14 protein-coding genes are annotated in these 15298 nt (G+C 40.7%); 11 read left to right on the top strand and 3 right to left on the bottom strand.

What is annotated here, in order from left to right; translation table 11 throughout:
- Positions 1-40: 40 nt before the first annotated feature.
- Genes AC3KVK_RS13675 through AC3KVK_RS13665 form a run of 3 tightly spaced genes read left to right on the top strand, consistent with a single transcriptional unit; the run spans position 41 to position 2077 of the window.
- Positions 41-592, top strand: coding sequence for an RNA polymerase sigma factor (locus AC3KVK_RS13675; RefSeq protein WP_490312732.1), 552 nt, complete (start codon positions 41-43; stop codon positions 590-592).
- Positions 582-1205 (top strand): hypothetical protein, encoded by a 624-nt coding sequence (locus AC3KVK_RS13670; RefSeq protein WP_490312733.1) that lies wholly within the window; start codon positions 582-584, stop codon positions 1203-1205. The genes AC3KVK_RS13675 and AC3KVK_RS13670 overlap by 11 nt, the downstream gene beginning before the upstream one ends.
- A complete protein-coding gene (locus AC3KVK_RS13665; protein WP_490312734.1) occupies positions 1202-2077 on the top strand; it encodes a hypothetical protein in 876 nt (291 codons plus the stop codon). Before AC3KVK_RS13670 ends, AC3KVK_RS13665 begins: the two co-directional genes overlap by 4 nt.
- A 64-nt stretch (positions 2078-2141) precedes the next feature.
- Here the strand turns inward: AC3KVK_RS13665 and AC3KVK_RS13660 are convergent, their stop codons facing one another.
- Complete coding sequence (locus tag AC3KVK_RS13660) at positions 2142-2342, bottom strand: hypothetical protein (RefSeq protein WP_490312783.1); 201 nt, start codon at positions 2340-2342, stop codon at positions 2142-2144.
- A 148-nt stretch (positions 2343-2490) separates the two neighbouring features.
- Positions 2491-4995, bottom strand: a complete 2505-nt coding sequence (locus AC3KVK_RS13655) for a two-component system response regulator (protein ID WP_490312735.1) — start codon at positions 4993-4995, stop codon at positions 2491-2493.
- A gap of 170 nt (positions 4996-5165) precedes the next feature.
- On the opposite strand from AC3KVK_RS13655, the gene queA reads away from it, so the two are divergent.
- From queA to AC3KVK_RS13615, 8 genes are all read left to right on the top strand, one after another.
- Complete coding sequence (gene queA, locus AC3KVK_RS13650) at positions 5166-6206, top strand: tRNA preQ1(34) S-adenosylmethionine ribosyltransferase-isomerase QueA (RefSeq protein WP_490312736.1); 1041 nt, start codon at positions 5166-5168, stop codon at positions 6204-6206.
- A gap of 220 nt (positions 6207-6426) precedes the next feature.
- Positions 6427-7548: a tRNA guanosine(34) transglycosylase Tgt gene (tgt, locus tag AC3KVK_RS13645; protein ID WP_490312737.1), complete on the top strand. Its 1122-nt coding sequence runs from the start codon at positions 6427-6429 to the stop codon at positions 7546-7548.
- A gap of 40 nt (positions 7549-7588) precedes the next feature.
- The gene (yajC, locus tag AC3KVK_RS13640) at positions 7589-7924 is read left to right on the top strand and encodes a preprotein translocase subunit YajC (RefSeq protein WP_086744614.1); all 336 of its coding nucleotides are present in this window, start codon (positions 7589-7591) and stop codon (positions 7922-7924) included.
- A gap of 24 nt (positions 7925-7948) precedes the next feature.
- Entirely contained in the window at positions 7949-9808 is a 1860-nt protein-coding gene (secD, locus tag AC3KVK_RS13635) for a protein translocase subunit SecD (protein ID WP_490312738.1), read from the top strand.
- Between the two features lie 9 nt (positions 9809-9817).
- The gene (gene secF / locus AC3KVK_RS13630; RefSeq protein ID WP_490312784.1) at positions 9818-10762 is read left to right on the top strand and encodes a protein translocase subunit SecF; all 945 of its coding nucleotides are present in this window, start codon (positions 9818-9820) and stop codon (positions 10760-10762) included.
- A gap of 161 nt (positions 10763-10923) precedes the next feature.
- Complete coding sequence (locus tag AC3KVK_RS13625; RefSeq protein ID WP_490312739.1) at positions 10924-11445, top strand: hypothetical protein; 522 nt, start codon at positions 10924-10926, stop codon at positions 11443-11445.
- 110 nt (positions 11446-11555) lie between these two features.
- Positions 11556-13346, top strand: a complete 1791-nt coding sequence (locus AC3KVK_RS13620; RefSeq protein ID WP_490312740.1) for a GGDEF domain-containing protein — start codon at positions 11556-11558, stop codon at positions 13344-13346.
- A gap of 72 nt (positions 13347-13418) precedes the next feature.
- Positions 13419-14276 carry a substrate-binding periplasmic protein gene (locus AC3KVK_RS13615; RefSeq protein WP_490312741.1) on the top strand — a complete coding sequence of 286 codons (858 nt, stop codon included), beginning with the start codon at positions 13419-13421 and terminating at the stop codon, positions 14274-14276.
- 47 nt (positions 14277-14323) lie between these two features.
- On the opposite strand, the gene suhB is transcribed toward AC3KVK_RS13615, so the two are convergent.
- On the bottom strand, positions 14324-15127 hold the full coding sequence (suhB, locus tag AC3KVK_RS13610; protein WP_490312742.1) for an inositol-1-monophosphatase: 804 nt from the start codon (positions 15125-15127) through the stop codon (positions 14324-14326).
- Positions 15128-15298: the final 171 nt, after the last annotated feature.

The following is a 15298-nucleotide window of genomic DNA, read 5'->3' as shown; positions in this document are numbered from 1 at the left end:
AAAGTCCCTCGACTAAGTATAAAAAATAGATGGAAATGAAGTGTTTTTTCAATCAGAACAAGGATTAATCAATAAAGCTAAGGCAGGCAATAAATCAGCGTGGTTTAAGCTTGTTTCGATGCATGAACAAACCGTTTATCACTATTGTTTGCGAATGCTTGGTAATCAAGAAGATGCAGTCGATTTGATGCAAGAAGTGTTTATTAGTGTGTATCGAAGTCTTGAGAGCTTTCGTTTTGATAGTAGCTTTAAAACTTGGTTGATTCGGATTGCGCATCGTCGCTGTGTCGAGTTTTATCGAAAGCGAAAAGTATACGAGCAATATGATGGGGTTGAGCAGCTACATGACGTGAGCTCGAGTTCGTGCCCTGAACAGTGCTTGCAAGGTAAACAGCATAACCAATTTGTCATCGTTGCATTGCAGACTTTATCAAATGAGCAGCGTTTAGTGATCGAACTTAAATTTTTTCAGCATTACACGTTTGAACAGATAGCAGAACAACTGATGGTATCTACAAATACCATCAAATCCAGATTTTACGCAGGGTTATCAAATTTAAAACCTGTATTGGAGAAATACAATGTCGAATGAACAGCTCGAATCAATCTTTGAAAAATGGCTAAACACAGGTGAGTTAAGTGAGCAAAATAGTAAGGCATTGCAAGCCACCCCTGAATTTTCAGAGCGAGTTCGCCTAGCAAAAGCCATGCAGTCAATGAATTCACGGTATCAAAATGAGCACATACCCAGCTGGGATAAACAGGCGACATGGTTTGAAAAACCGACACAAGACCTGATGAGTTGGCTCCAACGTGGTCTGATTGCGTGTTCACTGATGTTGATGGCATTTTTTTTGTTGAATATACAGGTGTCGACTTCTGAGCAAGGTGTGGTTATTAGTTTTAATTCCACTCACACATTGGTCGACCCGCAATCACAAGCAGCGCAAATAGCGTCATTAAAAGACATGCTTATTGAGGCGCAAAAAATCAATCAGCAACAAAGTTGGCAATTAGCACAACAAACGATTGATACAACACGCAAAGAACGTAGAGAGGATCTCAGTGCTTTAGTGGATTTTCTTAATGCGCAACGAACACAAGATCAGCAATTAATAAAACTCCAGCTCAACGATTTGGCTGAGCAAGTTGAGTTTCAAGATCGCCATGCCGTGGCTAATTTATTAACCGGAGAACAAAAATGAAATTAATCATAAGCTTATTAAGTTTAGGCCTATTGAGTACATCAGGGGTGGCGAATGACGCTTTGGATCTTTCTCCATTAAAACGCGAAATTCATATTATGGAAAATATCTTAAAAGCATCGGTTACTGCTGATAATAATGTGGCGATTCGGGAACTAAAAAGTAGTTACTTGGCCGGGCAAGGTATTCATTTTACCATTCACTCACGAGCGTTTACTCAACGACATTTTACCTTCTCAGGATCGGATTTAAATATGGGTGAATGGTTAGATTTTGATGCCAGTGATTTTGACCATCATGCATTTGTAGAGCACGCTGAAGCGATTTCGAAGCAGTCTTTAGAAAAGGCAATGGAATCGATCCAGCAAGTGAGTGAGCAGCTCAGAGAGCTGGCAGATAACGAACGAGAAATTGAGCATGATATACGTTCCTTAGAGCGAGAAAAAAGAGATGTTGAGCTGGAACGCCGCTTGTCCGAAAAAGCGGATATTAAGCAATTAGAAAAACGAAAAGCTGAATTAGCGCAACAAGTGGCTCAATTGGAAAAACAAAAGTCAGTTTTAAAAAGCGAAAAACAAGATTTAAAAGCAAAAGCGACTAAAAACAAACTACAGCAACAGCAAGAACAAACGAAAAAGAGACAAACTTCTATCAAGCTATTTGAGCACACCCTCTCTGCGATGTTGTGTGACTACGGAGCAGGGTTGAAGCATTTACCAGAAGATGAATTTGTAAACTTTACTCTAGTTAAAGCGGGGCAAGAAAATGCGGACATTATTTATGTATTTAATAAAAAAGATATTCACAATTGTGTGGTGACTAAAATAGATAAACATGCATTATTAGCAACAGCTAAAAGATATGAATTTTAATTCAAAATGACAAGCTAAGTTGATTTAAAGCCGCCTTATGCGGCTTTAAATCTCGGGGTAAGGTTTATACTGTCGCGCTTAATTTGTTATCGATTTTTAGATTAGGTAAAAATAGTAAGTAGACTAGAACAACTAAGTTGAAGTACGGAATAAAGCCTAAAACGGTAAAAACTTTGATGTGGTAACCTTTTGTTTTTGCATTGATATAACAATAATATGCGATTAAAAGATTACAAATGATTAATAAGCTAACAAAAATACTCATCATGTTTCCCTCTTTACTATGTTAATAGTTTTCTAGCGTACTAGGTCAGAGTCACTTCTGTTCTATTAACTGATTTTTCCATAAACTTGAGTATAGCGGAGCATACATGATCCGCAGTATTACAGTGCGAATTTAAGCGTTTTTTTTGTTAATTAAATGTTTTACCTGTATTTATTATTTTTATTTTTTCAGCCAACTTATCAAAAGGAATAGGGCGTGAAATAAAGTAACCTTGCGCATAATCCACACCGATTTCCTTTAGTGAATCAAAGGTTTCTTTGTTTTCGACAAATTCAGCTACGCAGGTTTTATCGAGAGAGTGACTGATGTCTTTAATGGCATTGACTAGCGCTAAATCAATCGGGTCGTTGATCATATCTTTAACAAATGAACCATCAATCTTAACTTGGCTGGCAGGTAGTTGTTTTAAGTAACTAAATGTACTGAATCCAGTGCCAAAATCATCTATTGAGAAGCTGCAACCAAGCTGGTTGAGCTTTTCGATCATGATCCGAGTGGCACTTAAATTACTAATACTGGCAGATTCTGTGATTTCAAAGACAATTCGTGTTGGATCCACTTGGTAATGATTAAGAGCGGTTTCAATCGTCGTCAATAGGTCATCATCACTAAAGGCTTGGGCGGATAGATTTATCGCGACTTTATTTAGCGTTGGTGTGGTTCCAACGCATTTTATAGCTTGTTTCACAACGCTATGATCAAGCAAATGAATATCGGAGAGTAGTTCAAGTGACGGAATAAAATGATTGGGGAATACAAGATCATTGTTAACTCTAAGACGCGATAACGCTTCAAAGTAGGCGACTTTTTGCTCTTTAAAACCCCAGATGGGTTGAAAAAAAATCTCCAGTTGATCATTTATCATTGCACTTCGCACTTGGTGCGCCCAAGCTAAATCTGCGAGCATTTTATTACTATCAACGTCTTGGTCTGTATAACAATGAACCAAATTACGTCCACGGTTTTTTGCTACATATAAGGCAATGTCAGATTGTTTCAAGCATTCACTCGCATCACAGTTGTCGGCATTTATTAACGTTAAGCCGATTGAACAGCTAATCGAATATTCTTGGCCGGGCGCATGAAATGTGTAGGTTTCGACAGCATGACACAATTGTTCCGCGAGTAAATGTGCATCAAGAAGTTCCGTTTTTTCAACAATGACTGCAAACTCATCCCCACCAATGCGGCAAATAGAGCAGCCCTCATGCAGGTTTTTTTGGAAGGTTTTAGCTATTTGTTTTAGAACGAGATCACCCTGCTGATGGCCTTGGCTATCATTGATAACTTTAAAGTGGTCTAAATCGATATAAATAAGAGCATGCTGATCTGTACTATTCGCAGTTTCTTGGCAAAGTTGATTCAGCTTTAGATCAAAGAAATAGCGGTTATGCAATTTTGTTAAGGTGTCGTGGTGTGCTAGATGATGCAGTTGTAACTCTGCTTGTTTTCGTTCATGAATATTATCGATACTGATTGTTGCCCCGACAATCGTTTTATTAGCGTAAATCGACTGCATTCGGCACTCAACCCAAATATGGTGCCCTTGCTGGTGTGCTAACTCGAGTTCAATTTTTTGTTGCTCGAATGCACCGTGTAGAATTTGCTCGATATTTTGTGCAACTAAAAGTCTAAACTCTGGTTTACAGAAGTCTTGCAGGGGTTTATTCATCACTTTTTTAAGTGAAAAGCCTGTGAGGTGCTCCCATGCGGGATTAATAAATATTATTTCTCCATCAGAATCGAGTTCGAGGACGACCGTATTTAAATGCAGTAAAATGCGCTGGTGTGCTGAGTAAAGCTCTTTATAGCGACTTTGACTGTGGCTTAGTTGTTCTACTTTTTCGGCAAATTCGGCATAGCTCGCCATAAAGTCTTCACGACGCGCGGCTTGATGGCAGATTCGATTTAATAAAGATTCATTATAAGGAGTGCGGGCGAAGTCAGTGATACCTGATAACAATAATTGCTCAGCAAAGTCGGCTTCTTGATTTTCGATAATCATTACCACCGCTTGATTCGGTTTGTCACTTAGCAAGCGTTGGCCTAGCGCTTGCGCATCTAAACTATCATGAATGGTATCAATTAATACAATCGCAAAATGATGCTGGTGAAATAAATCAATTGCAGTGCTCGCATCTTTTACATGGGTAATCTGGAATGATTCGCGAAGGTAAAAACCAATTTCTTCGGCATCTTGCTCATTAGGCTCAACAAGTAATAATTCTAAGCGACTACTTTTTGTTAAATGGCTCGATAATACATTGGCCAAAATTCGCGGTAATTTGTTAATTTGCTCATAGGGCAACACCGCATCAATTCCGTACGCTCGTGCGGTGGTTTCTGCTATACGCTCACAGTAGGTTGGGGGGGTGAGCAGAATTGGGGTATTTTTTGGAGTTTTTAACAGCCCTGAGCGAACCATACGAGCAAAGCGCCAGCCGTCAATTTTCCCAATGTCTAATCCAGTAATAATGAGATCAACAGCATTTTGTTTTAAGAGGGTTAAGGCCGAACGGCTATCTCGTACTTCGAGTAATTCAAATACATCTAATGGCAACAAAGCACGTTTAATTAAATTGCGTTGTTTTAAATTTGAATTAATTAATAACAGCTTAAGCTGACCTGACATTCATTAAACCTCGATTTAGCCTAACCACAAATTTGGCAGCAATGAGCCTAACTAGATTAATGTTATTTTAGCTCTCAGACAAGCCTAATGCGCTTAGGACGCAATTAACTTGATTTAGACCCTTTGAGTCACTAGACTTGGCGCGATTTTAACCTATGAGGATGTATAAAATGCGCGTTGCTGACTTTAGCTTTGATTTGCCTGATGAGCTTATTGCTCGTTTTCCAAAAGAAGAGCGTACAAGTAGTCGTTTACTGAAAATGAATGGCAATACAGGTGAAATTGCGCACCATGTATTCAGTGACATTATCGATTTTATTACTCCTGACGATTTACTCGTGTTCAATAATACCAAAGTGATCCCTGCGCGCATGTTTGGCCAAAAGGAGTCCGGCGGTAAAGTTGAAGTGCTAGTTGAGCGGGTATTAAACGAGCACAGTGTACTTGCTCATGTACGAGCAAGTAAATCCCCTAAAGAAGGGGCGGTTCTAACGCTTGAGAACAGTGCTAAAGCAACCATGGTTCAGCGCCATGGTGAATTATTTGAGCTGAAGTTTCATGGAGACAAAAATGTACTCGATGTTCTTGAAAGCATAGGGCATATGCCGTTACCGCCTTATATCGATCGCCCAGATAATGACGCAGATAGAAAGCGTTATCAAACCGTTTATGGTGAAAAGCCTGGGGCGGTTGCCGCGCCAACGGCAGGTTTGCATTTTGATGAAAAATTAATGGCAGACTTAAAAGCCAAAGGCATAGAGATGGCGTTTATAACCTTGCACGTTGGCGCAGGAACCTTTCAACCAGTGCGTGTTGATAGTATTGACAAGCATATTATGCATTCTGAATACATCGAAGTGCCTGATGAAGTGGTTGCGGCTATAGCCAAAACTCAAGCTCGCGGTGGCCGAGTGATAGCAGTCGGTACAACTTCTGTGCGCTCTCTTGAATCTGCAGCAAAACAATCCAACGGGCCATTAAAAAGCTATTTTGGTGATACAGATATCTTTATTTATCCGGGATATGAATTCCAAGTGGTTGATATGATGATCACTAACTTTCACTTACCAGAGTCAACGTTGATCATGCTGGTGAGTGCTTTTTCTGGTCAAGATCACATCATGAATGCCTATAAAGTTGCGATTCAAGAGCAATATCGTTTCTTTTCATATGGCGATGCGATGTTGCTAAGCCCGATAAACCAAAAATAAGTTACGGACTTATGATGACCAAGTGGTGCAATGCCACTTGGTAAATACTTCCTTTAAGCCTCTTTAAATCCTTGAGCTTGGCCTCATATCAATAGCAATAAATTTGCAAACCATGTAGAATCGCTCGATTATTTTTAACGCGAATTGTTGGCTTAATCATCGGATTTTGCCCGATTGAGCGAGATTTAGTCGGACTGTTTTTCCGGCGCATGAGGTTACTATGAAATTTGAATTAGATTGTACTGATGGCAAAGCACGCCGCGGTCGGTTGATTTTTGAACGCGGAGTGGTTGAAACTCCGGCATTTATGCCTGTTGGTACGTATGGCACAGTCAAAGGCATGACCCCTGATGAAGTCAAAGAGACAGGCGCCCACATTTGTTTAGGTAATACCTTCCATTTAATGCTGCGTCCAGGCACTGATATCATTAAACAGCACGGCGATTTACACGAATTTATGAATTGGGATAAGCCAATTTTGACAGATTCAGGTGGTTTCCAAGTTTTTAGCCTCGGTGATTTACGTAAAATTACCGAAGAAGGTGTGTTATTCCGTTCACCAGTCAATGGTGAAAAAATCATGTTGTCACCAGAAAAATCAATGGAAGTTCAGCGTGATTTAGGTTCAGACATCGTGATGATCTTTGATGAGTGCACGCCTTACCCTGCGACAGAAAAAGAAGCAAAAGATTCGATGGAGTTATCACTGCGTTGGGCGAAACGTTCAAAAGACGCTCATGGCGATAATCCGTCGGCTTTATTTGGTATTATTCAGGGCGGGATGTACCCCGAATTACGTGCCGTCTCTCAACAAGGTTTAGAAGATATTGGCTTTGATGGCTATGCGCTGGGTGGTTTATCGGTTGGTGAACCAAAAGAAGACATGGTCAATATTCTTGATCACTGTGCATACAAAATGCCGGAAAATAAACCTCGTTATTTGATGGGAGTCGGTAAACCAGAAGACATCGTTGAAGCTGTGCGTCGTGGCATTGATATGTTTGATTGTGTCATGCCAACCCGAAATGCGCGAAATGGTCATTTATTTGTTACCAATGGTGTGATAAAAATTCGTAATGCAGCACACAAAACAGATCCGAGTCCGTTGGATGCCGAGTGTGATTGCCATACATGTAAAAACTATTCACGTGCGTATTTACATCACTTAGATAAATGTAATGAAATTTTAGGTGCGCGCCTTAATACCATTCATAACTTGCGTTATTATCAGCGCATTATGCAAGGGTTAAGAGATGCGATAGCTGCGGGTGAATTAGATGCATTTGTTACTGATTTTTATGGGAAAATTGGTAAGCCAGTCCCTGAGTTAAAACAAGTTTAAAACCAAATAAAAATTTAAATTTTAGTATTAAGAGGAAATTATGAGTTTATTTATTTCAAGTGCTTACGCTGCAGATGCACCCGCTCCAGCAGGTGGTGGTATGGAAATGTTAATCATGTTGGCCATTTTTGGCTTAGTGTTTTATTTCTTGATTTATCGCCCTCAAGCTAAGCGAGTTAAAGATCACAAAGATTTAATGGGTGCATTAAGCAAAGGTGATGAAGTACTGACTACAGGTGGATTAGTGGGTAAGATTTCAAAAGTTGCTGATGATAAAGATTTTGTTGTGATTGCTCTGAACGATCAAACTCAAGTAACAGTGCAAAAAGCAGCAGTTTCAGCTGTTTTACCTAAAGGCACAATGAAAGCGTTATAAAAACAAAAAGAAAGGACGTAAACCGTGAATAAGTACCCAGTATGGAAGTACTTATTGGTTTTGGTAGTATTGGCTGCAGGCTTGTTGTATGCCACTCCTAATATGTATGGCCGTGATCCGGCCATACAAGTTTCAGGGGTTCGTGGAGCAAGCGCTGATTTAGCTGTATTAGATAAAATCAATACCGTATTAAAAGAAAATAATTTAGACGTTAAATCAACCGCACTTGAAAATGATCAAGTATTGGTTCGCTTTAAAAGTGTCGAAACGCAATTACAAGCGCAAGATTTGTTACGTGATAGCTTAGGTAGCGGTTATATCTCAGCGATTAGCATGTCACCTTCAACCCCTGAGTGGCTAAAAAGCTTAGGTGGTGCACCAATGAAGTTGGGTCTCGACTTAAGCGGTGGTGTTCACTTCACGATGGAAGTGGATATGGATACCGCGATGGAAAATACGCTTGAGCAAATGCATCAAGATTTCCGAAGCGACCTGCGTGAAGAAAAAATCCGCTACAAAACAGTGCGCCGTGTAACTGGTTCTGCTGAAATTCAAATTGTTTTACGTGACCAAGAAACAAAAGATGAAGCCGAGCGTTTCTTAAAAGACCGTTACCGTGATTTAATTTTCGCAGATGATCGCAGTAATGAGTTCGGTTTGGTTGCGAGCATGAGCGAGCAAAAAGTACAAGCCACTCGTGATTATGCTATCAAGCAAAATGAAACCATTATTCGAAATCGTGTGAATCAAATAGGTGTTGCTGAACCAATTGTTCAACGTCAGCAAGCTGCTGGGCGAATTATCGTTCAGTTACCGGGCATTCAAGACACTGCTCGTGCTAAAGAAATTTTGGGTGCGACTGCGACCCTTGAATTTCGTGAGGTCGATGAGTCGGCTGATGTGCGTGATGCAGCCGCTGGGCGAGTTCCACCAGGTACTGAAATTATCATGGCACGCCAAGGTTACCCAGTATTATTGAAAAAACGCCTTATTCTTGCCGGTACGCACATTACTGGCGCACAATCAGGCATGGATGAATATCAACGTCCTCAAGTGAATATCTCACTCGATAGTAAAGGTGGCTCAAAAATGGCTGCATTTACCAAAGGGGCAATCGGTAAACGTATGGCAACTGTTTTCACTGAATACAAACCGTCAGGTAAAGTGGATGAAAATGGTAAAGCACTGCCGCCAATCAAGATTGAAGAAGTGATCAATGTGGCAACGATTCAAGCTCGCTTAGGTCGCTCATTCCGCATTACTGGTATTGATAATCCGGCTGAAGCGCACAATTTGAGTATGTTACTACGAGCAGGTGCCCTTGTTGCACCAATTCAAATTGTTGAAGAGCGCACAGTTGGGCCAAGCTTAGGTGCTGAAAATATTGAAAAAGGCTTAACGGCGGTTGTACTTGGTTTTATCTTTGTACTGATCTTTATGCTTATTTACTATAAAGGCTTTGGTTTGGTGGCGAATTTAGCATTGGCTGCAAACTTAGTCTTGATTGTTGGAGTGATGTCGTTAATTCCAGGTGCGGCACTTACGCTACCAGGTATTGCCGGTATTGTATTAACGGTTGGTATGGCTGTTGATGCAAACGTACTGATTTTTGAACGTATCCGTGAAGAACTAGCCGAAGGACGCAGTCCTCAACAGGCGATTCATTTTGGTTACGACAGTGCCTTTAGCACTATTTTCGATGCGAACATCACTACGCTTATCGCGGCCATTATTTTGTTTGCCGTAGGCACAGGTCCGATTGCTGGTTTTGCGGTCACGTTGGCAATTGGTATTGTCACCTCGATGTTTACAGCGATTGTTGGTACACGAGCTGTAATCAACTTAGTGCTAGGTGGTAAGCGCCTAGATAACTTATCTATTTAAGGATCGATGATGCAATTATTAAGAATTAAAGATACCTTAAATTTCATGGCTATCCGCAAATTGACCATGGCATTTTCAGCGCTACTGATTATTGCGTCGATTGTGTCTATGTCAGTCCGCGGCTTAAACTTTGGACTTGATTTTACCGGCGGTACTGCGGTTGAGGTTGGCTTTTCACAGCCAGCTCAAATCGATAAAGTCCGTGCTGCTTTAGCTGCGAATGGTTTTGCTGATGCGTCAGTGCAGTTATTTGGTTCAAGCCAAGAGGTATTGGTACGTTTAGCGCCCCGAGGTGCAGAAGTGTCTGCTGCTATGATTGGTAATGACATGATGGCGGCGATACAAACTGAGTATCCTACTGCGCAAATGCGTCGTATCGAGTTTGTTGGCCCAAGTGTGGGTGAGGATCTAAAAGAGCAAGGGGGACTCGCTATGCTAACGGCCCTTATCTGTATCCTTATCTATGTTGCAATGCGTTTTGAGTGGCGTTTTGCGGTCGGCGCGGTCGCAGCACTTGCTCATGACGTTATTATTACCATGGGCTTATTCTCGATTTTAGGTCTTGAATTTGACTTAACCGTTTTGGCTGCGATTTTAGCGGTGATAGGTTACTCGCTCAATGATACGATTGTCGTTTCTGATCGTATTCGCGAAAACTTCCGCAAAGTACGTATCGACGATACCATCGAAATTATCAATATTTCTTTAACGCAAACATTAAACCGTACCTTAGTGACTTCAATTACCACGTTACTTGTTTTGGTTGCACTGTTTGTTTGGGGTGGTCAGATCATTCATGGTTTCGCAACTGCGCTCCTGTTTGGTGTTTTCATTGGTACTTATTCATCTGTGTATGTGGCTAGCTCTGTCGCAATCAGTATGGGGATTAGTAAAGAAGATTTGATCCCTGTCGAAGTTGAAAAAGAAGGGGCTGAATTTGACAACATGCCGTAAGGTCGTTGCTTAAGTTTGTCCTAAAATGCCACTTCATCGAAGTGGCATTTTTTATGTTCGTCAAAGCTAAATATGTTATCTATTGTTGATATTTAGTGAGTGCAAATAAGTAATTTATTTGCAATAATGCAAATAGTTCTCAATAAGATTAAGTGGCCAATATGAAAAAGTTGTTACCTGTGTTAGTTGCTATGGCGTTAACAGCCTGTAGTGAACCAACCCCAGTCGCGAGTACCGAGCAGATAAATCAATTATCTCAACTCGATATCTATAAAACAGCGACAAAAGAATTAGTCGCGCTGATTAAATCTGCGCAGCAAGATGGCGAAGTTGAGCAGCATGCCAAAACGCTTGTAGATATTTCAAAAGTGATTATTGAAGATTTTGTTGTTGCATATCCTCAATGTCAGGAATATTTAGGTGCATTAAGTGCAGCAGCAGATACTATCCATACCTTACCATTAGAAGAAATTGAAAGTGGTTATCATGCTGATGGGAAGCTACCTAAATTTAGCGATCCTAATTGTTATCACGCCAAAGATTTACTGGTTCATCCTGCAACGGTCCAAGCAATCGCTAAACTAGGCTTGAGTGATCCTGCTTTGCGAGCTCAGGCCGAAAATGAGCTAATAGAAGTTCTCGCGCACTTCTCTCAGGTTGAGAGTGTGTTAGGAAAAGGTTAATTACTTTATCGATGAAATGAAAAGAGCCAAGAGGCTCTTTTTTTTGCCATAAAACTGTCATTATCAACTGCTACATTCGGCTTTCATTACAGTTGTAGGAGTAATAGGTAATGAGGGTTTCGGACCAGCAGAAGCTTACAGAATTGTTGTTTGAACAAGCAATTAGTACAGTGTTTCAACCCATTTTTGATTTAACAAACAAAACTATTTTAGGATATGAAGCGCTCTCTCGAGGCCCTAAAGGGCATGATTTTGAAATGCCGGTTAAGCTTTTTCAAGCCGCTGAGCAATTCGAAAAAGTGGCTGAGTTAGAATTATTATGCCGACGTACTGCAATTAAAAACTTCGCCAAGCTACAGTTACAGGGACAATTGTTTTTAAATGTGAGCCCTCGGACTCTCTTGGATCCATGTCATAAAAAAGGAGAGACCCTTCAACTGATTGAGTATTATGGACTCAAAGCGTCACAAGTGGTGATTGAAGTCACTGAGCAGCATGAAGTCGATAACCCACAATTACTACAGAAAACCCTAGCTTATTATCGTGATTTAGGGTTTACCATTGCGATTGATGATTTAGGAGCTGGGCACTCTGGGCTTAGAAAATGGTCAGAACTGAATCCCGATATCGTTAAAATAGATAAGTATTTTATCGATCATTGTCATCAAAGCGTGGTAAAGAAGGAGTTTTTAAAGTCTATTATTGAGCTGGCAAAAGCAACCAACACAGCGGTAATCGCCGAGGGGATAGAGCATGATCATGAGCTGCAACTCTTGCTTGAGTTAGGGATTGTCTTTGCTCAAGGCTATTTATTGGAGCGGCCTTCAGATTCCCCTTCCAGAACGTTTAATCAGCACTTATTTCATCATGCGAAGTTTCAAAGCCAGACCAGTCAACTTGATAACTACCAATTGATTGGATCCTTGGTCGAATCATGCCCAACACTATTGGATTCGTGTTCATGTCAACAAGTGCAAAGCAACTTTGAACGAGATAAAAGCCTAACGAGTTTAGCTGTGCTAAATGTGCTTAACCAACCAATAGGGATGATCCACCGAGACCAATTAGCTGAAATATTTGCAGCGCCATATGGCCAAGCTCTGTATGGCAAAAAAAGTGTTTTGACAGTGATGGAACCACAGCCTTTAGTTGTGGATACACATCAGTCTCTCGATGTAGTTAGCCAGCAAATAACCGATTTTGATTTTGATATTCGTCGCCATATTGTGGTCACTGAATATGGCGAGTATCGGGGGTTAGTCCCATTACGAAAGATATTGAAACATATTACAGATCAAAAGATTCGCCATGCTCAGCATGCCAACCCGCTCACAATGCTGCCAGGCAATGTAGCAATTACAGAGTCGATTGAGCAGCGAATAAAACATCAAACTTCGTTTCATTTAGCTTATGTTGATTTAAATCATTTTAAACAATTTAATGACTTATATGGTTATGCCAGTGGTGATGCCGTGATTAAATTGTTGGCCAACGTGATTAGAGAATGTACTGAGTCTAGTCAGGGTTTTGTTGGCCATATTGGCGGTGATGACTTTATGGTAATTTTTGATCACGATGGCGCCCAACAGATATGTCGTAATATCATTGAAAAGTTTGCGCACCAATCGCAATCGTTTTTTACTCCCGCGCATATCGAGGCTGGCGGTTATTGGGCTACGAATCGTGAAGGGCAAAAGCAATTTGTCCCTTTACTTACACTTTCTATTGGTTTAGTTAACCCCGATTTACGCTATTGCGAAAATAGCCACCAAGTTGCGGCGTTAGCGACAGATGCTAAAAAAGAAGCCAAACGTTACCGACAAAGTTATTTATTCACATGTCATCGACGCAAGCCATCAGCGCCTTCAATGGATGTTGAGCGTGTTAGTGGGATTAATTAGACTAAATACTCCTTTACCTTTGCCTTTCAACAGGTTAATTTTTGTCTAGCAGATAGGGGCAAGGTAACGGGTATGATAAGAAACATCTTCGCAGTAATAGCGCTCATGGTTGCGTTTAATAGCCTTGTGGTACACGCAACGGTAGTCAACGTCGCTCAAGAACAGCGGGTGTTATATCAGCGAGATGATTACCTTTCGAAGATGTTAATTCAAGCGCTTAAAACCGCACAGTACCCAGCAGAATTTAAATACATTGAAGTGCACCCTCATCAACAACGTACGTTATTAATGTTAAGCCAGGGCAAAGTTGATATCCATTGGAGTATGACCAGCTCAGCCAGAGAACAGCTTGCAATCCCTATTCGTATTCCATTATTTAAAGGTTTGATAGGTTGGCGAGTTTTACTCATTAACGAAGCGAGAGTTGAGCAATTTTTACAGATTAAAACGTCAGAGCAACTTAAGCCTCTTCGCGCTTTGCAGGGGCATGATTGGCCAGATACTAAAATTTTGACTCAGAACGGGTTTACAGTGATGCCTCATGTTAATTATGAAAGTATGTTTGGTTTACTCGTGCGTGGGCGAGGTGATTACTTTCCGCGCTCTGTGATTGAGGTACAATCGGAATTAGCAGTGCGAGAGTCTTTACCACTGATGATTGAGCCGCATTTGATATTGAAATACCCGACAGCCTTTTATTTTTTTGTAAATAAAGATAAACCTGAATTGGCTCAAGCTTTAGAAAAAGGATTAAATCTGATGCATCAAAATGGTGAATTCAATCGAATTTTTGATCTGTATTTTGCTGACTTTTTAATGCAGCTGGATTTAAACTCTCGGCAGGTATTTGAACTTGAAAATACTAACTTGCCTGATACCACGCCGCTAGCGCGACAGGAGTTGTGGTATCTATTAAATAACAAACATTAAAAAAGAGCCGACAGGCTCTTTTTTAATGTTCAGCTAACAGTAATTTATTAACGTAACAATGATTCTGTTAGGTGAGGACGCATTTCTTTCACAATACTTTGTGATAGTTTCGGTGCACCACATACGATATTTCCGCTAACTTCAGCGTTGTTGCCACCGGCAAAATCAACCACCATGCCGCCCGCTTCTTTCAGAATAAGGACACCAGCAGCACTTTCCCATGGTTTTAAGCCAATTGCGAAGTAACCATCAGAGCGGCCCGCAGCAACGTAAGCTAAATCAAGTGCAGGGCAACCGGCATTACGGATATCTGTCGCGTGAACAAATAAAGCATTATAAGCTTTACTATACGCCTCAAGATGTTGTTTGTGGCGGTACGGTGCTGTAGTCGCTAACACTGTGCCTGCTAATTCATTTGATTTAGTAACACGAATACGTTTGCTGTTGAGTTGTGCGCCTTGACCACGGCTAGCTGAGAAAACTTCACCTCGAATTGGATCGTAGATGACAGCCTGTTCGATACGGCCTTTTACTTTTAATGCAACAGAAACTGCAAAGTGAGGTAATCCTTTAACGAAATTAGTAGTGCCGTTAATCGGATCGATTACCCATAGGTTATCGCTATCAGTTCCTTTGTGTTCACCGAGTTCTTCACCAACAATAGAATGTGTTGGATAGGCTTTTAAAATTGTGTCACGAATGACTGCTTCAGCTTCTTTATCGATATTAGTCACTAAGTCATTAGTGCCTTTTTGAGTTATCTCAAGTTTGCTTAAATCTTCACAAGCGCGAAGAATTACTTTACCAGCATTACGCGCAGCACGAACCGCAATGTTTAACATTGGATGCATAGAATTACCTATAGGTTGTAAAAGAACAAATTCAAATCATTTCAGCCGGCGTATTCTAGCGATTTTTATTGCAAAGTAAACCATAAAGCGATTTTTATTTTGGTTGTTTTTTGTTCGCTCAGGTGTTGTTATCAGTTATTGAGGGGCGATTCTATTTGGTGGTTTACAATA

The sequence above is a fragment of the Pseudoalteromonas sp. J2K-J979 genome (assembly GCF_058169715.2).
Note: the sequence above shows the minus strand (reverse complement) of the source record. Positions and strands in the feature narration are given on the sequence as shown.